Source organism: Sphingomonas trueperi, from assembly GCF_011927635.1.
GTDB classification, from domain to species: domain Bacteria; phylum Pseudomonadota; class Alphaproteobacteria; order Sphingomonadales; family Sphingomonadaceae; genus Sphingomonas; species Sphingomonas trueperi.
This window is the reverse complement of record NZ_JAATJB010000004.1, coordinates 200,461-222,223: the sequence shown is the minus strand read 5'-3', so window position 1 is coordinate 222,223 and position 21,763 is coordinate 200,461. Positions and strand designations below refer to the sequence as shown.

The window sequence follows — 21,763 nt, the reverse complement described above, 5'->3', positions numbered from 1 at the left end:
GACGACGTTGCAGGAAGAGCCCCCGATGCCGCCTTAAGGAATATCGGCGCGAGATCTCTTTGGCTGAAGCACCGCGGGAAGCTTATGCAGCTGCGACCTCTTAGTTAAACACTCGTCCCCACAACCCGCCCGATCCCAGCGGTCAGCGCCATCGCCAGCGCGCCCCAGAACACCACACGCACCACCGGCTTGCGCGGCCTGGCCCCGCCGGTGATCGCGCCCAGCGCGCCGAGCAGGGCAAGGAACAGGATCGAACCCGCCGCTTCCCCCATCGCCATCCAGCGCATCGGCAGCAGCGCGGCGAGCAGTAGTGGCAGCGCCGCACCCGCCGTAAAAGTTGCCGCCGAGGTGAGCGCGGCGACCACCGGCCGCGCGGTCGTCATCTCGGTGATGTGGAGCTCGTCACGGGCATGCGCCTCCAGCGCGTCGTGCGCCATCATCTGCTCGGCCACCGTGCGCGCGGTGCCGGCATCGACGCCGCGGCCGACATAGATGGCGGTCAGCTCGGCCAGCTCGGCCTCGGGCGTGGTGGCGAGTTCCTGCCGCTCGCGGGCGAGGTCGGCGCGTTCGGTATCGGCCTGCGAGCTGACCGAGACATACTCCCCCGCCGCCATCGACATCGCGCCCGCCACCAGCCCCGCCACGCCCGCGACCAGCAGCGCGGGCCGCCCGGCCCCCGAGGCGGCGACGCCCAGGATCAGGCTGGCGGTGGAGACGATGCCGTCATTCGCCCCCAGCACGGCGGCGCGCAGCCAGCCGATCCGGGATACGAGATGCTGTTCGCGGTGCGGGCGCATGAAGTTCCTCCGATGGTGGTGGCGCGAGAATGGCCGGGGGTGTGCCGTACGGCAATGGGGGCGTCGCCATGGCTGCGGGCAGGGCGATCGGATCCGCCTTCGTGCGCGTCGCGGCGGTTGCGCTCGTCGGGCCAACCCCGCTAAGGTTCGCGCTCCGTTCCCCTTTCGCCGAGCCGCATGTCGCACGCCCTGCACCTCTACACGATCCCGCCGCACCGGGCCTTTGCCGATGCGCTGGCGATCGGGCTGATCCGCCGCTTCGGCAGCGATCCGCTGCGGCTGGCGCGCGGCGTGGTGCTGCTGCCCAACAACCGCGCCAAGCGGGCGATGCAGGACGCGTTCGTGCGCGAGAGCGGCGGCGGGCTGCTGCTCCCCCGGCTGGTCGCGATCGGCGATCCCGAGCTCGACGAAGCGGTGTTCGAGACGGTCGACGATGCCGAACCGGTGCCGCCCGCGGTCGATCCGCTCCAGCGGCGGATGATCCTCGCGCGGCTGCTCCAGGGGCATGACGCCCGCCTGGACGCCGCCGAGGCGGTGCGGCTGGCCGGCGACCTCGGCACCACGCTCGACCAGCTGCTGGTCGAGGAAGTCTCGCCCCGGCGGCTGCGCGACCTGCAACTGGGGCCCGAGCTTTCGGCGCATTGGGAGCGCTCGCTCGCGCTGTTCGAGATCGTGCTGACCCGCTGGCCCGAGGAGCTGTCGGCACTGGGCCGCGTCGACCTGCCCGAGCGGCGGCGGCGGCTGCTCGATCGCGTCTCGGCGCGGTGGAAGGCGGCGGCGCCGTCGGGCTTCGTCTGCGCCGCGGGGATCACCACAGCGGCGCCCGCGATCGCGCGGCTGTTGCGGGTGGTCGCCGGGCTGCCCGAGGGGATGGTGGTCCTGCCTGCGCTCGCCACCGCGATGGGCGACGACGAGTGGGAGTCGCTAGGGCCGCACAGGCCGGACCCCGGTACCGGGCGCCGCCGCCGCGCGCTCGAGACGCACCCGCAATTCCATCTCAAGCTGCTGCTCGACCGGATGGGCGTGGCGCGCGGCGAGTTCCAGCAATGGCGCGTCGCCAGCGAGCTCGACGCGCCGCCCGCGCGCAGCAAGGCGATCGCCTCGGCGATGCAGCCGCCCGAGCTCACCCATCGCTGGACCGACCTGCCCGCCGGCGAGCGGCGGCTGGACGGCGTCCGCGCGCTCGAGCTCGCGACCCCCGCCGAGGAGGCCCAGGTGATCGCGCTGGCACTGCGCGAGGCGCTGGAGACGCCGGCGCGTACCGCTGCGCTGGTCACCCCCGATCGCGCGCTGGCGCGGCGGGTGGCGGCGCATTGCGCGCGCTGGGGTATCGCGGTCGACGATTCCGCCGGCCAGCCGCTGTCGCTCACCCCGCCGGGCACGCTGTTGCTGGCGCTGGCCGATGCGGCGGCGCAGGCCTTCGCGCCGATGCCGCTGCTGACCTTGCTCAAGCACCCGCTGGTGCAGCCGAGCGACCGTGCCGCCTGGCTGGATGGCGCGCGAGCGCTCGACCTCGCGCTGCGCGGCCCGCGCCCGGCGCCGGGGCTGGCGGGCATCGACGCGCACCTCGCCGAGCAGGGCGGGCGGGAAGGGGCGCTGCGCCGCACCGCCGCGCGCTGGTGGGAGACGGCGCGGCCGCTGCTCGCGCCGTTGGAGGCAGTGTTCGCCGGCGGCGCGCAGCCGCTCGCCGGGCTGGTCGCCGCACTGCGCGAGGCCGCGCAGGCCCTGGGCGGTGACATGCTGTGGAGCCGCGAGGATGGCCGCGCCGCCGCGCTGCTGCTGGACGATCTGGAGCGCGAGGCCGCGCACGGGCCGGCGCTGGCCGAGCCCGACAGCCTCGCGCCGATGCTCCGGACGCTGATGGACGAGGTCGCGGTGCGGCCGCCGCAGGGCGGGCATCCGCGGCTCGCCATTCTCGGCCTGATCGAGGCGCGGCTGCACAGCGCCGACCTGATGATCCTGGGCGGGCTCAACGAAGGCGTCTGGCCGGGACTGCCCGCGCCAGACCCCTGGCTGGCGCCGCGCATCCGCGCCGAGCTGGGGCTGCCCGGGCTGGAGCGGCGGATCGGCGTATCGGCGCACGATCTCGCGATCGGGCTGGGCGCGCGACAAGTACTGCTCACCCGCGCCCGTCGCGATGCGAGTGCGCCGACCATCGCCTCGCGCTTCTGGTTGCGGCTGGAGGCGCTGTCGGGCGGGCTGGAGCGGGCAGGGGACCTCGCCGCGTGGATGGCGGCGATCGACGCACCGGGGGCGTTCGCGCCGGTCGCGCGGCCGGAGCCGTCGCCGCCGGCAAAGGACCGGCCCAAGGTCATCTCGGTCACCGAAGTCGATCGCCTCAAGGCGGACCCTTACGCCTTCTACGCGCGACGGATGCTGCGGCTGATGCCGCTCGATCCGGTCGATGCCGATCCCAGCGCGGCGTGGCGGGGAACGGCGGTACACGATGTGCTGCAGCGCTGGTTCGAGGAGGATGACTGCCGCCCGGACCTGCTTCGCGCCCGCGCCGAGGCGATGCTCGCCGACACGCGCACCCACCCGCTGATCCGTGCGCTGTGGCAGCCGCGGCTGATCGAGGCGATCGACTGGATCGCCGGCGAGCTGGTCGAGCAGGGCCTGAAGGGGCGCACGGTGCTGGCAGTCGAGCGGGATGGCTCGATCGACTTCGCGGGCGTGACGCTGCGCGGCAAGTTCGACCGGGTCGACCGGCTGGAGGGCGGCGCGCTCGCGATCGTCGACTACAAGACCGGCCAGCCGCCGAGCACGCGCGCGGTAAAGGCCGGGTTCAGCCTGCAGCTCGGGCTGCTGGGGCTGATCGCCGAGCGGGGCGGGTTCGAAGGCATTGAGGGCGCCGCTCGGGCGTTTGAATATTGGTCGCTGGCGCGCAACCCGAGGAGCGGCGGATTCGGCTATGTCGACTCGCCGGTCGATCCGAAGAAGCGCGAGCCGGTGCCGGCAGAGGATTTCGTCAGCATCGCCGCCGAGCATTTCGCGACGGCCGCGGGCGAGTGGCTGACCGGGGAGCGCCCGTTCACCGCCAAGCTGGTGCCGGAATATGCGCCCTATGCGGAATATGACCAGCTGATGCGCCGGGATGAATGGTATGGGCGTGAGTAACGGTATCCCCAATTCCTCCCCGGTGCGGGGAGGGGGACTGCGCGCCGCAGGCGCGTGGTGGAGGGGCCGCGCCGACAGGCGCGGGGACGGGCTCGGATCGAGGGTACACCGCCGCGTGCGCGGCGGCCGCCCCACCATTTGCTGCGCAAATGGTCCCCCTCCCCGTACCGGGGAGGAATTTGTGGTGTCCCAGCGATGAGCCGCAGTCCCGCCAAGCTCCACCCGCTGAAGGGCAACCAGAAGCGCGCCAGCGATCCGACGCGGCATATCTGGCTGTCGGCCTCGGCCGGCACCGGCAAGACCCAGGTGCTCGCCGCGCGGGTGTGGCGGCTGCTGCTCGCGGGCACCGATCCCTCGGCGATCCTGTGCCTTACCTTCACCAAGGCCGGTGCGGCCGAGATGTCCGAGCGGATCACCGGTCGGCTCGCCTATTGGGTGCGCGCCAAGGACGAGGAGCTTACCGCCGATCTTGCCGCGCTGGGCGAGAGCATCGGCCCCGAAAGCCGTGCCGCCGCCCGCACGCTGTTCGCCAAGGTGCTCGATGCGCCCGGCGGCGGCATCCGCATCCAGACGATCCACAGCTTCTGCCAGTCGCTGCTGTCCGCCTTCCCGATCGAGGCGGGGCTGGTGCCCGGCTTCCGCCCGCTGGAAGCGCGCGAGGAGGCGGTGCTGGCGCGCGAAACGCTTGCCGAGATGCTGGTCGAGGCGCGGCGGGAGGGTCGCGAGGGCGTGATCGACGCAATCGGCGCGCTCAGCCTGCGGCTCGGGGAGGGCGGGGCGGAAGGCTTCCTCCAGGAATGCGCGCGCGCGGGCGAGGCACTGGAAGGGCTGCCCAGCGGCATCCAGCCCTGGCTGCGCCGGGCCTTCGATCTGCCTGCGGGGGACATTGCGGAATCGCTCGCAACGAGCTGCTGCGACGACGGGTTCGATGTGCGAACGCTACGCGCTATCGCATCGGCGAACGCCGCCTGGGGCACCGCGCGCGGGCTGGAGCGGGCTGACGTGATCGCCGCCTGGCTGGCGCGTTCGCCGGAGGAGCGTGCGGAAACGCTGGCCGATCTTCACCTCGTCTGGGCCACCGCCAAGGGCGATCCGCGCAGCTTCGCCAAGGGGCAGGCGCCGCAGGACCCGGACTATGCCGAGGCGGCGATGCGGCTCCATGGCCGCTGCGGCGAACTGCTCGCGATGCGGGTGCGCGCCGCCTATGTCGATCTGCTCGCCCGGGGGCTGGAGGCGGGACGCGCGTATGCCCGCGCCTATACCGCTGCCAAGCGCCGGCTCGGCGCGGTCGACTTCGACGATCTGATCGGCCGCACCATCGCGTTGCTCCGCCAGGAGGGCATGGGCGAATGGGTGCGCTTCAAGCTCGACCAGGTCACCGAGCATGTGCTGATCGACGAGGCGCAGGACACCAATCCGCGGCAATGGGCGATCGTCTCGGCGATGGCCGACGAGTTCTTCGCGGGCGAGGGCGCGCGCGGCGACCGGCTGCGCACGCTGTTCACCGTGGGCGATTACAAGCAGGCGATCTTCGGCTTCCAGGGCACCGACCCGATCTTCTTCCAGGCGGCGTTCGAGCGGTTCAAGCGACTGGCCAACTTCCGTCCGGATTACGAGGTGGAAGCACGGGAGCTGGAATCGCTCTCGCTGACTCACAGCTTCCGCTCGACCCGTCCGGTGCTCGAGTTCGTCGATACCGCGTTGGGCCTGCTGCCCGAGCCGGGCATGGGCCCCATGAGCGACAGCGAGCCGCATGCGAGTGAAGTGCCCGGTCCCGGCACGGTGACCCTGTGGCCGCCGGTGATCGGGGGCGGCAGCGAGGCCGACGAAGAAGAGTGGATCGGCGACGCCACCCGCGCGCTCGCCGCCCGCATCGCCCGGCAGATCAAGGGATGGGTGGGCAATCTGCCGCTTTCCGCCAAGGGGCGGATGCTTGCCCCCGGCGACGTGATGGTGCTGGTCAAGCGGCGCGGCGAGCTCGCCTCGCTGATCGTCGCGCGGCTCTACGCCGAGGGGGTGCCGGTGGCGGGCGTCGATCGGCTGCGCTTGAACGCCCCGCTGGCGGTGCAGGATCTGCTCGCCGCGATCCGCTTCGCACTCCAGCCCGAGGACGATCTGTCGCTGGCGGCGCTGCTCGTCTCCCCGCTGATCGGCTGGACCCAGGAAGAGCTGATGGCGGCGGCGGTGCGCGAGCGGGGCGGGCTCTGGCGGCACCTGCGCGAACGCCAGTCGGCCGAGAAGCTGGCGCCGCTCTACGATCTGCTGCGCCGCGCCGACCTCGCCACGCCCTATCGCTTCCTGGAGGAGATTCTGTCCGGGCCGATGCAGGGGCGGCGCAAGCTGCTGCTGCGGCTCGGCGAGGAGGCGCGCGATCCGATCGAGGAACTGCTCAACGCCGCGCTCACCTTCGAGACGCGGGCGACGCCATCGCTCCAGCGCTTCCTCGACTGGTTCGATCGCGGCGATGTCGAGATCGTCCGCGATGCGGCGCAGCCGCAGCCGGCGGTGCGGGTGATGACCGCGCATGGTTCGAAGGGCCTCCAGGCGCCCCTGGTGATCCTGGCAGACGCGACCGTGGACCCGACGCGCAGCCCGCGCGGCGTGCTCAAATGGGCGCCCGAGGAAGATCAGGACGCCTTCCCGATCTTTCGTCCCCGCAGTGCTGAACGCGACGGCATCCTGGCCGAGGCCTTGGAGAAGGCCGATGCGCGCGAGCTGCAGGAACATTGGCGGTTGTTCTACGTCGCCGCGACGCGCGCCGAGGAGCGACTGGTGATCGCCGGAGCGCTCGGTCCCCAGGCCAAGGGCGAACCGCCCAAGGCAAGCTGGTATGCCGCCAGCGTCGCCGCGCTCGATGCGCTGGGCGTGCCGATGGACGAAGCCGGGGTGCGGGAGTTCCACGGCGTGGTCCCGCAGGCGCCCGTGCGGCCGGTCGCAGCGCCGGCGGTCATGACAGTTGCGCCCGCGCCGGTCCTGCCCGACTGGCTCCACACGCGTGCGCCGGAGGAAGCCCGGCCGCCGCGGCCGCTGGCGCCGTCGTCGCTGGGCGAAGACCGCGTGGCCGATCCGCCGCCGGGTCCCGCGATGCGTGCGGCCGCGGAGCGCGGGCGGCTGCTCCACGCGCTGTTCGAGCGGCTGCCCGGCGTCGCTCCGGAGGCGCGGCGGTCGGCGGCCGATCGCTGGCTGGCGGGGGCAGGGGGGCTCGCCGATGCGGCCGAGCGTGCCGCGCTGATCGATGCGGCCCTGGCGGTCACCGAAGATCCGCGCTTCGCCGAGCTGTTCGGGCCCGATGCGCTGGGCGAGGCGCCGATCGCCGCGGTCGTGGCGGACGGCGTGGTCGTCTCGGGCACGGTCGACCGGCTGGTGGTGACGCCCGAGCGGGTACGGGTGGTCGACTTCAAGACCGGTCGCCGTGCGCCGGCGTCGCTCGCCGACGTGCCGCCCTATCACCTCCGCCAGATGGCGGCCTATGTCGCGGCGCTGCGGGTGATCTTCCCCGAGCGCGCCGTGGAGGCGGCTTTGCTCTATTCCGCCGGTCCGGTGCTCTATGCATTGCCCGAGGCCCTTCTCGACGAGCACAAGCCGGGCTACGCGGGGTAGGAGCAAAGCTTGGGGCTCTGCGCTTGAGCAACGGGCCCGGCGACCATAGATAGCCGACCAACACGAAGTTCAGGAGATACCGACATGGCCACTGTGGCGACGACCGACGCCAATTTCGAAACCGACGTGCTGCAGGCGGACAAGCCCGTCCTCGTCGATTTCTGGGCCGAATGGTGCGGCCCGTGCCGCATGATCGCCCCGGCGCTCGAAGAACTCGCCGAGGAGCTGGCGGACCAGGTGCAGATCGTGAAGATCAACATCGACGACAATCCCGATGCACCGACCAAGTACGGCGTGCGCGGCATCCCGACGATGATCCTGTTCAAGAACGGCCAGCAGGCCGCCACCCAGGTCGGCGCGCTGCCGAAGAGTGCGATCAAGCAGTGGATCGAACGCGAGATCTGATCGCGTCACGCGTTCTCCCCTCCCGTCCGCGAGAGGGGAGGAGCGTTTTTCAGCCGAACAGCAATTCGGTAGCGCGGCGGCCCAGTTCGGGTGTCGAGGCCGCGATCAGCCCCACACCCTTGCCGTCGCCGCGATAGGGCGTACCGTTCCAATGGGCGACATAGCCGCCCGCCTCCCCGAGGAAGACGACCCCGGGGGCATGATCCCAGATCAGCGTGCGCCGGAACACCGCGACGTCGTTCTGCCCCAGCGCCAACCGGGGGTAGTTCTCCGCCGCGCAGCGCGGCATCGCCCAAAGCTCGAAATCCTGCTCGAACCGGCGCATCCGCTCGGCATGCTCGGCCTCGGACTGGGCGACCTTCGACACCGCGGCATGAGGGCGCGGGCCGTCGCTCTGTCGGGCTTGGACCTGCGTGCCATTGACGAACGCGCCGCCGCCCAGCGCCGCATGACACATCCGTTCGGCGACCGGATCGTAGATCCAGCCCGCCTGAATGACGCCCGCTTCGATCAGCGCGATCATGATGCCGAAGGGCGGCTCGCCCGCGGCGAAATTGCCGGTGCCGTCGATCGGATCGATGACCCAGGCGCGCGCCGCCATCGCCTGGTCGACGAGCGCCGGGTTCGCGGCACAGGCTTCCTCGCCGATGATCACTGCATCGGGGGCGATCGCGGCCAAGCCCTCGGTCAGCCGCTCTTCGGCCTCGCGATCGGCGATGGTGACCAGTTCGCCCGGCGTTTTCTCCAGCACCTCGTGCGCGGCGAGGTTGCGGAAGCGCGGGAGGACGACCGTCTCGGCGACGCGGCGGATCAGCGCGGAGACCGCGTCATGATGGGGATGCAAGCGGCTCAGCTCCGGTAATCGGCGTTGATCGAGATATAGCCATGGGTGAGGTCGCAGGTCCAAACCGTGGCGCGGCCCTCACCGAGACCCAGATCGACGCCGATTTCGATTTCCTGGCCCTTGAGATGCGCGGCGACCGGCGCCTCGTCATAGCCGTCTACCGCCAGACCGTCGCGGGCCACCTGGGTGGTGCCGAAGCGGATGGCGAGCTTGTCGCGCTCGGCGGGCTCACCGGCCTTGCCCACCGCCATCACCACGCGGCCCCAATTGGCGTCCTCGCCGGCGATCGCGGTCTTGACCAGCGGCGAGTTGGCGATCGACATGGCGATGCGGTGCGCGCTGCGGTCGCTCTCGGCGCCCTCGACGGTGATTTCGATCAGCTTCTGCGCGCCTTCGCCGTCGCGGACGACGAGCAGGGCGAGCTGGCGGCAGAGATCGGCGAGCGCGGCGCGGAAGGCGTCGGCGCCGGCATCCTCGTCGCTGGTCAGCGGCGCATTGCCGGCCTTGCCGGTCGCGAAGGCGAGCACGGTGTCGCTGGTGGAAGTGTCGCCGTCCACGGTGATGCACGAGAAGGTCGCGCCATTGGCCTCGCTGAGCGCGCGCTGGAGGAACACCGGGTCCACCGCCGCATCGGTAAAGATGAAGCCGAGCATCGTCGCCATGTCCGGCGCGATCATGCCCGACCCCTTGATGATGCCGGCGAGCGTCACCGTGCGACCGTCGACCACCGCGGTGGTCACCGCGCCCTTGGCGAAGGTGTCGGTGGTCATGATCGTCGCGGCGGCGTCTTCCCAGGCGCAGGGTTCGGCCGTGTAGGCGGCATCGAGCCCGGCCTCGGCCTTCTCGATCGGCAGCGGCACGCCGATCACGCCGGTCGAGGAGACGAACACGTCGGAGGGATCGCAGCCGAGATGCTGGGCGGTGCGGGCGGCGATCGCCTCCACCGCCGCGCGGCCGCGATTGCCGGTAAAGGCGTTCGAGTTACCGGCATTCACCACCAGCGCACGCGCCTTGCCGAGAACCAGCGCCTTGCGGCACCACTCCACCTCGGGGGAGGGGCATTTGCTGCTGGTCAGCACGCCGGCGACGCTGGTGCCTTCGTCGAGGGTGACGAAGGTGAGATCGCAGCGGTCCCAGTTCTTGTACCGCGCGCGGGCAACGCGCAGGCTGACGCCGGGGATCGCGGGCAGAGCGGGGAAGGGCTGCGCGAGCGGGGAGGTGCTGGTGGACATGAAACCGCCTGTGATTAGGATGCGCGCGTGCTTCGTGCATGGGGGGAGAAAGATCAATGTTTTTGGTGATGGCGCTGCTGGCGGTGCAGGCGCAGGATAGTGCGAAGGGCCCGAAGCCGCCGACACCGTTGACGAACCCCAGCAGTTGGATAACCGACGATGATTATCCACCGTCTGCTAAACGGCAGCGGCATGAAGGCACCGTTGAGTTCCGGCTTAAGGTCGGTCCGGGCGGCGTCCCCATCGATTGCACGGTTACGCAATCTTCGAGTTTTGATGAATTGGACGAGCGGGCTTGTAGCCTGCTCGTCCGCCGCGCACGATTCTGGCCCGCACGCGATGCTGCAGGCAATGCGATGGCTTTCACTTACACGAACCGCTTCACGTGGCGCTTGGGCAGTGCGCCGCCCCATCGCAACGGTGTCGGTGGCGGCGTAGGCGCGGGAGCACCGATTCCGCCTGCCGAATTGCAGCTGACGGTGGCGAGGCTGCCATCCGACTATCGGCAGCCGGTGATAGCGGCGGTGTCGTTCGAGGCCAACCAGCGCGTGGTCGATTGTCGCATCCTGGAATCAAGCGGAAACAGTGCGATCGATCGTGCGGCATGCGGGCAATTGCTGTCGCTCGCCACGGCGCCATCGTCAAAAAGTGGCGCATTGGCCGCCAAGACTGCGGAGTACATCGTCTCATTCCGCACCGAAGCGCCGGCCAAGCCCTAGCTTTTGATTAGACGAACCGTGCGACGATCCCTATGTGTCGTGCGTTGCCGCCCGTCGGTTGCGACATCACCACCGTGTACCACAGGGTTTCGCTTGGAACTGCTGCTGCTTCTCACTGCGCTTTTCGCGAGCCTGACCGGCGTGTCGGGCGAGCGTGGCCTGCGTCCGATCCAGGGCGTGGCCGTGGTGCGCGTGGCCGAAGCGGCGCAGGCGGCGGTTGCCCCGTCGCGCCACATCGTCGCGGCTGCGGCGGCGCTCCCCGCGCTGGTGCGGGTCGTCACGATCCCGGTGTTCCATCTGGCCGCCACGCCGCGGCCTGCGCTTCGCCTCGCCTTCGAGCAGCGGCGCGAATAGCCTTTCCGGCCCGCGCGTCCGGGCCTTCTTCCTTTCGTCGCCGCGCGTCTGCGCGGTGCGCCCCGTGATGGCTCTGCCGCGTCCGGCAGCCGTCGCGCATCCCATCCAAACAGGTCAGGAATTCGCATGTTCGGCGGTATTGCCAAGTCGCTTTTCGGTTCGTCCAACGATCGCTACGTCAAGTCGCTCAACCCGATCGTCCAGAAGATCGCCAGCTTCGAGCCCGCGCTCCAGGCGATGAACGACGACACGCTGGCCCAGCAGACGATTCGGTTCCGCGAGCAGCTGGCCAATGGCGCCAAGCTCGACGACCTGCTGCCCGAGGCCTTCGCCACGGTACGCGAGGCGGCGCGGCGCGTGATCGGCCAGCGCCACTATGACGTGCAGATGATCGGCGGCATCGTGCTCCACCGCGGCGAGATCGCCGAGATGCGCACCGGCGAGGGCAAGACGCTGGTGGCGACGCTCGCCACCTATCTCAACGCGCTGCCGGGCGACGGCGTCCACGTCATCACCGTCAACGACTATCTCGCCCGCCGCGACGCGGAGTGGATGGCGCAGGTGTACGGCTTCCTCGGCCTCACCACCGGCGTGATCGTGCCCAACCTGACCGACCAGCAGCGCCGCGACGCCTATGCCGCGGACATCACCTACGGCACGAACAACGAGTTCGGCTTCGACTATCTGCGCGACAACATGAAATATGATCGCACGAGCATGGTGCAGCGTCCGTTCGCCTATGCGATCGTCGACGAGGTCGACTCGATCCTGATCGACGAGGCGCGCACCCCGCTGATCATCTCCGGCCCGACCGACGACCGCTCCGAGCTCTACATGAAGGTCGATGCGGTGGTGAAGCAGCTCGATCCCTCGACCTATGAGAAGGACGAGAAGCAGCGCACGATCGTGCTCACCGAGGAAGGCACCGAGACGGTCGAGCGGCTGCTCGAGGATGCCGGTGTGCTGGTCGGCGCCAATCTCTACGACTTCGAGAACACCCAGGTGGTGCACCACCTGAACCAGGCGCTGCGCGCGAACGTGATGTTCAAGCGCGACACCGATTACATCGTCAAGGACGGCAAGATCGTCATCATCGACGAGTTCACCGGTCGCATGATGGACGGCCGGCGCTGGTCGGACGGCCTGCACCAGGCGGTGGAAGCCAAGGAAGGCGTCAACATCGAGCCCGAGAACCAGACGCTCGCCTCGATCACCTTCCAGAACTATTTCCGCATGTACCCGAAGCTGGGCGGCATGACCGGCACCGCGTCCACCGAAGCGGCCGAGTTCTATGACATCTACAAGATGAACGTCGTCACCATCCCGACCAACCTGCCGGTGCAGCGCGTCGACGAGGAGGACGTGTTCTACAAGTCGACCGAGGACAAGTTCGCCGGGATAGCCAAGACGATCAAGCAGCATGCCGAGCGCGGCCAGCCGGTGCTGGTCGGCACCGTCTCGATCGAGAAGTCGGAGCTGCTGTCCGAATTCCTCCACCGCGAGGGCGTGAAGCACGAGGTGCTCAACGCGCGCTTTCACGAGAGCGAGGCGCATATCGTCGCCCAGGCGGGCCGTCTCGGCATGGTGACCGTCTCGACCAACATGGCCGGCCGCGGCACCGACATCCAACTGGGCGGCAATGTCGAGTTCCGCGTCGCCGACGAGCTGCGCGACATGCCCGAGGGCCCCGAGCGCGACGCCGCGATCGAGCGGATCAAGGCCGAAGTCGCCGCCGAGAAAGAGCAGGTCAAGGCCGCCGGCGGGCTGTTCGTGCTCGGCACCGAGCGCCACGAAAGCCGCCGCATCGACAACCAGCTGCGCGGCCGCTCGGGCCGCCAGGGCGATCCGGGCCTCAGCCGCTTCTACCTCAGCCTGGACGACGACCTGCTGCGCATCTTCGGCTCGAACACCCTGTTCTCGCGGATGATGCGCTCCAGCCTGGAGGACGGCGAGGCGATGCCGCCGTCGCGCTGGCTGAGCAAGGCGATCGAGACCGCGCAGCGCAAGGTCGAGGCGCGCAACTATGACGTGCGCAAGCAGGTCGTCGAGTATGACGACGTGATGAACGATCAGCGCAAGGTGATCTACGAGCAGCGCGCCGACATCATGGATGCCGACACGGTCGGCCAGGTCGTCGAGGACATGCGCCACGAGACGGTCAATGCGATCGTCGGCGAGGCCTGCCCGCCGAACAGCTATCCCGAGCAGTGGAACGTCGCCGGGCTGAAGGAGCGCCTTGCCGACACGCTCAACCTCGACCTGCCGATCGACGACTGGGTGAAGGACGAGGAAGCGATCGATCCGGAGATGCTGGAGGAGCGCATCCGCGCGGCCGCAGACGCCGCGATCGCCGAGAAGGCGTCGGATCTCGAGCCGGAGACCTGGACCTCGATCGAGAAGTCGATCCTGCTTCAGAATCTCGACCATCACTGGAAGGAGCATCTCGCGATGCTCGACGCGTTGCGCCAGGTCGTCCACCTGCGCGCCTATGCGCAGAAGACGCCGATCAACGAATACAAGCACGAGGCGTTCTCGATGTTCCAGCGGATGCTCGACACGATCCGCGAGGACGTGACGCGCACCATGGCCTTCGCCCAGTTCCGCATGGCGCCCCCGCCCGAACTGCCCGAGCTGCCGGCGTTCCTGACCACCCACATCGATCCGCTGACCGGCATGGACAACACCAATGACTGGGACGGCGGCTCGGCCGGGCTGGTCACCACCCGCCTGCCACCGCTCGGCATCCCGCAGCCGGCGGGCGACGACTATGGCACCGATCCGTCGCAGTGGGAGGGCGTGGTCAGCCGCAACGCGCCGTGCCCGTGCGGTTCGGGGCTGAAGTACAAGCACTGCCACGGCCAGGTGGCGTAACGCTGCTGGTCCCCCTCGCGCTTGCGGGAGGGGGCGGGGGAAGAAGGCGCCACCGCCGCGGGCGTCATCCCGGCGAAAGCCGGGATCCAGTCGCCTCGCGGCGCCAGCTAGCGCCGAGCCGGAGACCCCACGAGCCGGAGACCCCAATGGATCCCGGCTTCCGCCGGGATGACGGCTGAGGGGGCTGCCCCCCCCATACACCAAAAGAAAAGGGCGGCGCCGGTGGTCCCGGCGCCGCCTTTTCTGTTTCTCCGCTGCCCGCGATCAGCGGGTCTGCGGCATCTGAATCTTCGGGCCCAGCCGTTCCTTCACCTCGCGCGCATCGAAGGCGCGGATGTTGTCGGCGGGCTTGGGGCCCTTGCCCATCACGATCTCGGCCATCGCCTCGTAGCGGTCGACGGTGCGGATATCGACGCTCCGGTCAAAGAAGGGATCGCCCCAGAAGGGATCCCAGCTGCGCCAGCCCCAACGTGGGCTGTAATAGCGCCAGTACGGGTTCCAATAGCCCCAGGGACCACCAAAGCCCGCACCGCCGACACCCGGCGTCGCATAGGTCTGCGTCTTCTTTTCCGTGTCGCGGTTGGCGAGCAGGAAATAGTCATAGCCGTTCTGCAGCGTCAGCTCGGCCGCGCGGTAAAGCAGATAGCGCTCCACCGTCTCGCGCGAGGTCAGGCTGTTGCCGGAAAAGCTCACCCGAAACCGATTGTCCTCGATCTGCTCGTCCGAATAGCCGTTGCGCACCGAGCCGCTCGCCGAAGCGGGCTGGTACGGCGTGGCGGTCATGCACGATGCGAGCGAGAGGCTGCCCGCGACCATCAGGCCGAGTGCTGCCAGCCGCCGGCCCTTCTGTGATGAAATTGGCATTGTTCCTCCGACACTTCCAAACAGTAAACGTCGCCGAATGCCCCTCGAACGCGCGAGCCGGCGAAACTCTCCCGCGCGTTCACGCGATGAGGCGTGGCATGCGCGCGATTGACGGTTGCTGAACGGCGGCTGTCAAGCCAGCCGATCGGGTACCTCGCGCGCATCGGCATCGAGGCTGGTCTGCGGCGCCATCGCTTCCCAAGGGAAGACGAACCAGTCCTTCTGCACCGCGCGGTCGATCGTCTCGGCGCCATATTCCACTCGCTGTGACGAACGGACATTGTCGAGCAGCACGGCGAAGCGCACCTGCTCGGCAACCGCCCCCTCGGCCGCGAGCGCCGCGCGCAACGCGCCGATGGTCTTGCCGCTGTCGTTGATGTCCTCGACGAACAGCAGCCGCTCGCCGTCGCGGGTTCGCTTGGCGAGCACCGCGACGAGCTCCTCGGCGAACTGGGCGATGCCGGTCGAATAGTCGATCGAGACGAGCGGCAGCGCGATGCGGTGCGACAGATACACTGCAGGCGTCAGCCCCCCGCGGCCGACGCCGACCAGCAGGGTGGGGGACCAGTCCGCCACTGCGCCCGCAATCGTGTGGACGCCGGCGACGAGCTGGTCATGGGTGAAATGGGTGAAGACGATGTCGCCCATCACGCCGCCTCCGCCACCCAGGCGTCGATCGCCGCAAGGTGCGTCGCCACGGCCTCGTCGGGCAGGAACGAGCCCAGGAAGCTGTTGCGCGCAAGCGTGGCCAGCTGCTGCTTGGTGAGGCCGCGGCCATAAGCGACGGCGCGATAATTCTCGCCGACATAGCCGCCGAAATAGGCGGGGTCGTCCGAGTTCACCGTGGCGCGCAGGCCGAGTTCGAGCATCCGGTCGATCGGATGCGCGTCGATCGTCTCGACGTTGCACAGCTTGACGTTGGACAGCGGGCAGACGGTGAGCGTCATGCCCGACCGCGCCAGCCGGGTGACCAGCGCGGGGTCGTCGAGGCTGCGATTGCCATGGTCGAGCCGGTCGACCTGCAGCAGGTCGAGCGCTTCATGGACATAGGCCGCCGGGCCTTCCTCGCCGGCATGGGCGACGCGCTTGAGGCCCTTTTCGGCGGCGGCGGCGAACACGCGGGCGAACTTCGACGGCGGATGGCCGAGCTCGGACGAATCCAGCCCCACGCCGGCGATGCGATCGAGCCAGGGCTCGGCCTCGGCCAGCGTCTTGAAGGCGTCTTCCTCGTCGAGATGGCGCAGGAAGCAGAGGATCAGCTGCGAGGTGATGCCGAAGCGCGTCTCGGCTTCGGCCATGCCCGCAAGCAGCCCCTTGACCACCGTGGCCATCGCGATGCCGCGATGCGTGTGGGTCTGCGGATCGAAGAAGATCTCGGCATGGCGGACGCCGTCGGCGGCGGAGCGCTCGAAATAGGCGAGCGCGAGGTCGCGGAAATCGGCCTCGGTGCGCAGCACGTCGGCGCCGGCATAATAGATGTCGAGAAAGTCCTGGAGGTTCGAGAACCGATAGGCGGCGCGCACCGCCTCGACGCTGTCATAGGGGATCGCCACGCCGTTGCGCCGGGCAAATTCGAACATCTGCTCGGGCTCGAGACTGCCTTCGATGTGGAGATGGAGTTCGGCCTTGGGCAGGCCGGCGATGAAAGCGTCCAAATTTTCCATCGCCCCAGCATCGCAGCGGCACCGGCGAGTCGCAAGCGCAACGCCCGGGAAGGGAGTTGCGTTTGGTGCACTTGCCCGCGCGGTCGCTATTTCGAGGTGCCCGTCGCGGTCGTTCGGGATTTCGCGACCGCAGCATCGAAGGGCGCGACGTTCAACCGCGTGATCCGGATTTGCCATCCTCGCGTGCGGCTAGATTGCCGGAAAACGCGCCTTTCGTGGGAGGTCCGCTCGATGCGCGCGACGAAAGCAACGCTTCGCCGCAGCGCGGTAGCGGGAGCCGCGACACCGCCCCCCGATGGCCATATCGAGTGGGATCCGAAGGCGGCGGACCCGAATCGCTTCGACCTTCTCGTCTCATCACGGAGGACCCCATGCTCCTGCTCATCGCTGCCGCCATCACCGTTGCGACACCCGCCCAATTGCAGTCGGCGGTGAAGACGGCGCGAGGGGGCGACGTCATCCTGTTGCAGCCCGGGCATTATGGCGTGGTGACGCTGAATGGCGCCCACTATGCTTCCTCGGTCAGGATTCGCAGCGCCAACCCCAGCCATCGAGCGTTCTTCAGCCGCCTGACGATCAACAATGCGCGAAACCTGACGCTGTCGGGGCTCGAGGTTTCCTACGCAGCCGCGCGCGGCGAGGGGAATATGCAGGCGATGATTCGCGTCAACAATGGATTCAACATCACGCTGGACGATCTCTACGTACATGGCGTGATCGACGGGAAGGTCGTCAACGACGTCAACGGCGTGGTGGCGCAGAACGTCGAGGGATTTCGCGTCACCAACTCGCGGTTCCGCGAGATCAATGCGGGCATCAAGACAGGACGTAGCGGCAACGTCCTGATCCAGAACAACGATATCGGCTTCATCGGCTCGGATGCGATCGAGATTCCCGGATCGAACGGCGTCTCGATCATTGCGAATACGCTTCACGATTTCCGCACCAATCCAACGATCCACCCCGACGGCGTGCAGTGCTGGACGACGCGCGAGACGTCCGGCTGCAAGAATGTCCGGATCCTGCGGAACCAGATCATCGGCAGCCCGGGCCACGAGCCGCAGGGCGTGTTCTTCGGGGACGAGGACCGCGTTCGCGGCTATGAGAATATCGAGATCAGCAACAACCGGTTCTACATGACCATGTGGCACGCGATCGCCCTGTACAGCGCCCCCAGGAATGTCGTCATTCGGTACAATCAGGTGATCGCCGGGCCGAACTTCACGCCCTGGATCCGGGTAGAGGCGCCAGCCACCGTCCAAGGCAATGTCGCGCCCGCCTATTACATCAACAGCGAGCAGCCTGCGCTGCCGCCGGGGAATCAGATCGGCGGCCTCTTCAAGAAGTGAACGGAAGTATCGGCGCGGCGCGGATCGCGGCGCTCGATCGGTCTTGAACAAGGGGGCGCAGGCAGCGGATCGGCGCTACTCGGTTTCCCGATTCCTTTCACGATGTCCCGCTGACGTTTTCGTCCCGCTGATGCTGCGTCGACAGTTCAAATAGTGCCGCCGGCACGTCCAGCGACTCCGCATTGTCCAATTTCGAACGCCCTCTACGCCGGTCGGAGCCGGATGCGTTGATGCCGAGACAATGGCTGAACGACGCATCGGGAGCGGCGAATGCCGTCCCGATGCGCGGTGTTCAGCGGCCTGGTATCAGAAGTTGAAGTTCGCGCCGGCGCTGAAGCTGCGGCCGACCAGCCCTGCATAATGCCAGGCGTTCAGGTAGTTCGGGTTGCTGGCATAGGCACCTGCCGCCAACGGCGCGCGGGCGTTGGTGAAGTTCTGCACGTTGAGGAAGAAGCGGAACTGGTCATTCACCTGTACCGCGGCATTGAGATCCGCGTAGATGAACGGGCGGATGTAGCACTGGTAGTTCTTGTCGCCACCCTGCACGATCGGCGCCTTGTTGTTGGCGCAGGACAGGTCGATCGTCCCGTTGACCGCCTTGATGGTGTCGGCAGCCACCTGCTTGATGCGACCCACATAATAGGTCGTCGCAGTGAGCGAAAACTTGCCGAACTCGACCGCGTTCTGCCAGTTGCCGCGGATGCGCGGGGTACCGCCGCCCGACGAGAGGTTGTACGGCCCGAGCGTACCCGCATATTTCTGCATCACGCCCTCGGGAGTGACGAGATCGAGGCGAAGCACCCGGGTGGCGTCGATGCGGCTGATCAGGCGGACGCTGTCCGCGAGCCGCAGGTCGACGGTAGCCTGCATGTCGATACCCGAGCTCACCTGATAGTTGGCGTTCACGTAGGGCACGTCGAGCACCAGCAGCCGGGGCAGGGCGGTCGGGTTTACCGGGTCGACGCCGTCGACGACGTTGCACTTGTAGCCCTGTCCGACCGCTGCGACGGCGGCGCAGCCGGCGGCGGCAGTGGTCTGGGCGTAATAGGCGTCGATTGCCTTCGCCTGCAGCGGCCCGCTGACGATGAGGTTCGACTTGCGGATATTGTAATAGTCGACCGTCATGTTGAGCCAGCGCGTCGGCTTGAGCATCGTGCCGACCGTGACGCTGCGCGAGACTTCCGGCAGGATGTCCGGATTGCCCGTGGAGGCTGCGCCAATGCTGTAGCTGCCCGAATAGGCAGCATTGTTCGGGTGCGCGGCGACGAAGCTCGCCGGCGGCGCGAAGGTCGTGAAGCCGGCGTAGCTGCTGGCGGGGTTATATTCCGCGAAGGTCGGTGCGCGGAAACCCTGCGAGTAGGTTGCGCGGAACGAGACCTGCTCGATCGGGCTGAACTTCGCGCCCACCTTGGGCGAGAAGTGGCTATAGCCCTGCGAATAATGGTCGTAGCGGCCCGACACGTTGAGATCGAAGGTCCGCGTGAACGGCGCGTCGATTTCGAAGAAGCCTGCCGTCACCGTCTGCCGGCCCTGTGCCGAAGAGGTGTTCAGCCCGTAATAGGCCAAGTCCGCATTTTGGTTGCGGTTCATCAGCGTCTCGCGACGGATCTGGAAGCCGCCGCCCACGTTGAGATCGCCGCCGGCCAGCGGCAGCAGCGACTTGAGCAGCGAGCCACCGATCGTCGCCACCGTCGAATAGGACGGCGTAGTGCGATCCGGCGAGACCTGGTTGCGCACGGCCGCCGTGTTCTGTTCCGGATTGACGAAGTTGTAGGCGCCGGTGTTGATCGCGTTCAGCAGCCCCTGAATGTTGATGAAGCCGCGCTGGGTGACGCTGAAGTTGTCCCGCGCATACACACCGTTCAGGCGGAACTTGAACCCGTTGCCCAAGTCGCCCGAGATGCCGGCCGAGGTGCGGAACACATCGACATAGCGGAAGCTGCCGGCAGGGATGTCGCCGAACAGGTAATAGACGCGCGCGGCACCATCGGCAGGGTTGCCGGCATAGGCGGCGGCATAGGGGTTGTTCGGATTCAGCTTGCGATCCGCCGCGCTGGCGCAGTTGACGCCCGACGCACAGATATAGACCGGCAGCACGATACCCGGATTGCTCGATGCGACTGCCGGGGAGCCGCCGAAGGGCTGGATCGCGCGGATGTTCGAGGGCGCGCCGGTGATCGTGACTTCGGAATGCGAGTAGCTGCCGGTGGCGAACGCTTCCCAGTTATCCGCGAGCCGCACGCTGAGGCGGCCGGTGGTCGAATAGCGCTGCTGCTTCGGCTGGATGATCGAATATTCGTCCGCCAGGTTGTGCGCGCAGCCGGTGCCGCTTGCTTCCTTGGTGTTCACCGTGAAGGTGCCGAAGGGGCAGGCGTTGGGGTTGAGCAGCTGGTACCGGGTGGTGGGATCGCCGACCTGGCCGGACAGCGGATTGTTGAGGTCGGTCTGCGAGACGCGGGTCACGACCGCCTGTGGGTTCGACGTCGTCAGCGAGTCGTCGTTGCGGTTGCGGTCGGTCAGGCCGCTCGGCCGCAGGTCGTTGGTGTTGAACGGATAGCCGCGCGAGTGGTTGGTGATGAACCCGTCATAGGTGTATTCACCGTTGATGTAGAAGTTCCAGCCCTTCTCGCGATAGTCGCCCACGCCGGCGGTCAGCGTCGCACGATAGCGCGAGCCGTCGCCCTTTTCGGTGGTGCCGGCCTGCACCGAGCCTTCGAGGCCCTTGAACTGCTTCTTGCTGATCAGGTTGACCACGCCGCCGATGGCGTCGGCGCCATAGGTGGAGGAGGCGCCGTCCTTCAGCACTTCGATGCGGTCGACGACGCTGAACGGGATCGAATTCAGGTCGACATAGGAATTGTGACCGTCGTCGTTGAGCGGGAAGTTCGCCGAGCGGAGACCGTCGATCAGCACTACGGTCGACGAAACGCCGAGACCGCGCAGCGACACCGCGGCACCGCCGGCCGAGAAGCCGTTCTTGAAGCCGGTCGAGATCGAGCCGGCGCTGTCGGCCGAGACCGAGCGGATCGCATCCTGCGCCGTCGTGATGTTCGCGCGCTGCAGCGTCGCCGCGCTCAGCACGGTTACCGGCGAGATCGAGCTGGCGTTCGAATCGCGGAACAGCGTGCCGGTGACGACGATGGGCGCCTGATCGGCCGGTGCGGCCTGATCCTGCGCATCGGGCGTGGCGGGGTCTTGCGTCGCTTCAACCGCGCTGGCGGCAGCGTCTGCCACCTGCACGGGCGCCGCAGTCTGCGCGTGTGCGGGTGCGGCGATCGCGGTCAGCAGCGCGGCGGTCGAAATGCCATACCGCAGGTTCAGAAGACGCGCGGAATCCATCAAAATCATTGAAGCTCTTCCCTCTTAGCGCAGCGACGACTTTTCGTCGTTTCGAGGCAGGCCGGGCCTGATGCTGCGGGGCGCGCGCTATCATCGGCGAAGTTAAGGAGGGTTTAAAAATATCGCTTGTGTAGCGGGTGTTTATCGAAGGTTCTGCTGGTAATTTTTCTTCCCACTTCGGCGCCGGATTCGCCTCGTCGGTGGCGAAAGATAAAAAGTAAATGAACGCTATAGTGGCGTGAAATGGGGCTGTCCGCAGGTGTAAGCACGGAATAGTTGTGCTTGGTTGGTTGCTATGATTGGTATTGCTTTGGATCGTTGTGCCGCCTGGCTGATTCTTGGGCTTCTCTGAGGGCGTATTTCCTGCAGGAGCGGTTCTCGCATGGCTGCGCTCAGGTGGGACCGTTCTTTCCTCGCAAGGTGCAAGGAGGTGCATGTATGGGCGCAGCGGCCCACGGCGTCGCCATGGCCCGTTAGCACCCGGCTAACGATATCTGCACATTGTCGATTAGGTCGCGCGGTTTAGCGTGCGAGAAACCATAAGTCTTCGGGAGGCGTGGTGATGTGTCAGGGGAGAGGCGCTCTTGCGGGGCGCCCGAATCGGATAG

General features: G+C 67.9%; 14 protein-coding genes. 7 read left to right on the top strand and 7 right to left on the bottom strand.

Annotation, left to right across the window (positions count from 1 at the left end; all coding sequences use genetic code 11):
- Positions 1-104 precede the first annotated feature (104 nt).
- Positions 105-797, bottom strand: coding sequence for a VIT1/CCC1 transporter family protein (locus tag GGR89_RS08840; protein ID WP_125977112.1), 693 nt, complete (start codon positions 795-797; stop codon positions 105-107).
- 177 nt (positions 798-974) lie between these two features.
- Here GGR89_RS08840 and addB point away from each other — a divergent pair, with 177 nt between their 5' ends.
- From addB to trxA, 3 genes are all read left to right on the top strand, one after another.
- On the top strand, positions 975-3,914 hold the full coding sequence (gene addB / locus GGR89_RS08835; protein WP_167712873.1) for a double-strand break repair protein AddB: 2,940 nt from the start codon (positions 975-977) through the stop codon (positions 3,912-3,914).
- A 195-nt stretch (positions 3,915-4,109) separates the two neighbouring features.
- Positions 4,110-7,514 carry a double-strand break repair helicase AddA gene (gene addA / locus GGR89_RS08830; protein ID WP_125976096.1) on the top strand — a complete coding sequence of 1,135 codons (3,405 nt, stop codon included), beginning with the start codon at positions 4,110-4,112 and terminating at the stop codon, positions 7,512-7,514.
- A gap of 84 nt (positions 7,515-7,598) precedes the next feature.
- Positions 7,599-7,919, top strand: a complete 321-nt coding sequence (gene trxA / locus GGR89_RS08825; protein ID WP_125976098.1) for a thioredoxin — start codon at positions 7,599-7,601, stop codon at positions 7,917-7,919.
- 49 nt (positions 7,920-7,968) lie between these two features.
- On the opposite strand, the gene GGR89_RS08820 is transcribed toward trxA, so the two are convergent.
- The gene (locus tag GGR89_RS08820; RefSeq protein ID WP_125976101.1) at positions 7,969-8,763 is read right to left on the bottom strand and encodes an inositol monophosphatase family protein; all 795 of its coding nucleotides are present in this window, start codon (positions 8,761-8,763) and stop codon (positions 7,969-7,971) included.
- 5 nt (positions 8,764-8,768) lie between these two features.
- Positions 8,769-9,995, bottom strand: coding sequence for a bifunctional glutamate N-acetyltransferase/amino-acid acetyltransferase ArgJ (gene argJ / locus GGR89_RS08815; RefSeq protein WP_125976102.1), 1,227 nt, complete (start codon positions 9,993-9,995; stop codon positions 8,769-8,771).
- Between the two features lie 56 nt (positions 9,996-10,051).
- On the opposite strand from argJ, the gene GGR89_RS08810 reads away from it, so the two are divergent.
- The 3 genes from GGR89_RS08810 (at position 10,052) to secA (ending at position 13,939) form a co-directional block, all read left to right on the top strand.
- Positions 10,052-10,714, top strand: coding sequence for an energy transducer TonB (locus GGR89_RS08810; protein WP_164542662.1), 663 nt, complete (start codon positions 10,052-10,054; stop codon positions 10,712-10,714).
- 93 nt (positions 10,715-10,807) lie between these two features.
- Positions 10,808-11,068, top strand: a complete 261-nt coding sequence (locus tag GGR89_RS08805) for a hypothetical protein (RefSeq protein WP_125976106.1) — start codon at positions 10,808-10,810, stop codon at positions 11,066-11,068.
- Positions 11,069-11,194: 126 nt separating this feature from the next.
- Positions 11,195-13,939, top strand: a complete 2,745-nt coding sequence (gene secA / locus GGR89_RS08800) for a preprotein translocase subunit SecA (RefSeq protein ID WP_125976108.1) — start codon at positions 11,195-11,197, stop codon at positions 13,937-13,939.
- Positions 13,940-14,203: 264 nt separating this feature from the next.
- Here secA and GGR89_RS08795 read toward each other — a convergent pair whose 3' ends face one another.
- The 3 genes from GGR89_RS08795 to GGR89_RS08785 form a co-directional block, all read right to left on the bottom strand.
- A complete protein-coding gene (locus GGR89_RS08795) occupies positions 14,204-14,803 on the bottom strand; it encodes a CC0125/CC1285 family lipoprotein (protein ID WP_125976110.1) in 600 nt (199 codons plus the stop codon).
- 132 nt (positions 14,804-14,935) lie between these two features.
- The gene (locus GGR89_RS08790) at positions 14,936-15,451 is read right to left on the bottom strand and encodes a phosphoribosyltransferase (protein WP_125976112.1); all 516 of its coding nucleotides are present in this window, start codon (positions 15,449-15,451) and stop codon (positions 14,936-14,938) included.
- Positions 15,451-16,467 (bottom strand): adenosine deaminase, encoded by a 1,017-nt coding sequence (locus GGR89_RS08785; RefSeq protein WP_125976114.1) that lies wholly within the window; start codon positions 16,465-16,467, stop codon positions 15,451-15,453. Before GGR89_RS08785 ends, GGR89_RS08790 begins: the two co-directional genes overlap by 1 nt.
- Before the next feature lie 65 nt (positions 16,468-16,532).
- Here GGR89_RS08785 and GGR89_RS08780 point away from each other — a divergent pair, with 65 nt between their 5' ends.
- Positions 16,533-17,816, top strand: a complete 1,284-nt coding sequence (locus tag GGR89_RS08780) for a right-handed parallel beta-helix repeat-containing protein (protein WP_125976116.1) — start codon at positions 16,533-16,535, stop codon at positions 17,814-17,816.
- 306 nt (positions 17,817-18,122) lie between these two features.
- On the opposite strand, the gene GGR89_RS08775 is transcribed toward GGR89_RS08780, so the two are convergent.
- Positions 18,123-21,155: a TonB-dependent receptor domain-containing protein gene (locus tag GGR89_RS08775; RefSeq protein WP_125976221.1), complete on the bottom strand. Its 3,033-nt coding sequence runs from the start codon at positions 21,153-21,155 to the stop codon at positions 18,123-18,125.
- Positions 21,156-21,763: the final 608 nt, after the last annotated feature.

Coding starts and splice junctions, on each gene's coding strand:
- GGR89_RS08795 (WP_125976110.1), bottom strand. CDS start 14,803: ATGCCAATTTCATCACAGAAGGGCCGGCGGCTGGCAGCACTCGGCCTG.
- secA (WP_125976108.1), top strand. CDS start 11,195: ATGTTCGGCGGTATTGCCAAGTCGCTTTTCGGTTCGTCCAACGATCGC.
- GGR89_RS08810 (WP_164542662.1), top strand. CDS start 10,052: ATGTTTTTGGTGATGGCGCTGCTGGCGGTGCAGGCGCAGGATAGTGCG.
- GGR89_RS08790 (WP_125976112.1), bottom strand. CDS start 15,451: ATGGGCGACATCGTCTTCACCCATTTCACCCATGACCAGCTCGTCGCC.
- addB (WP_167712873.1), top strand. CDS start 975: ATGTCGCACGCCCTGCACCTCTACACGATCCCGCCGCACCGGGCCTTT.
- GGR89_RS08785 (WP_125976114.1), bottom strand. CDS start 16,467: ATGGAAAATTTGGACGCTTTCATCGCCGGCCTGCCCAAGGCCGAACTC.
- GGR89_RS08840 (WP_125977112.1), bottom strand. CDS start 797: ATGCGCCCGCACCGCGAACAGCATCTCGTATCCCGGATCGGCTGGCTG.
- GGR89_RS08775 (WP_125976221.1), bottom strand. CDS start 21,155: ATGGATTCCGCGCGTCTTCTGAACCTGCGGTATGGCATTTCGACCGCC.
- argJ (WP_125976102.1), bottom strand. CDS start 9,995: ATGTCCACCAGCACCTCCCCGCTCGCGCAGCCCTTCCCCGCTCTGCCC.
- addA (WP_125976096.1), top strand. CDS start 4,110: ATGAGCCGCAGTCCCGCCAAGCTCCACCCGCTGAAGGGCAACCAGAAG.
- trxA (WP_125976098.1), top strand. CDS start 7,599: ATGGCCACTGTGGCGACGACCGACGCCAATTTCGAAACCGACGTGCTG.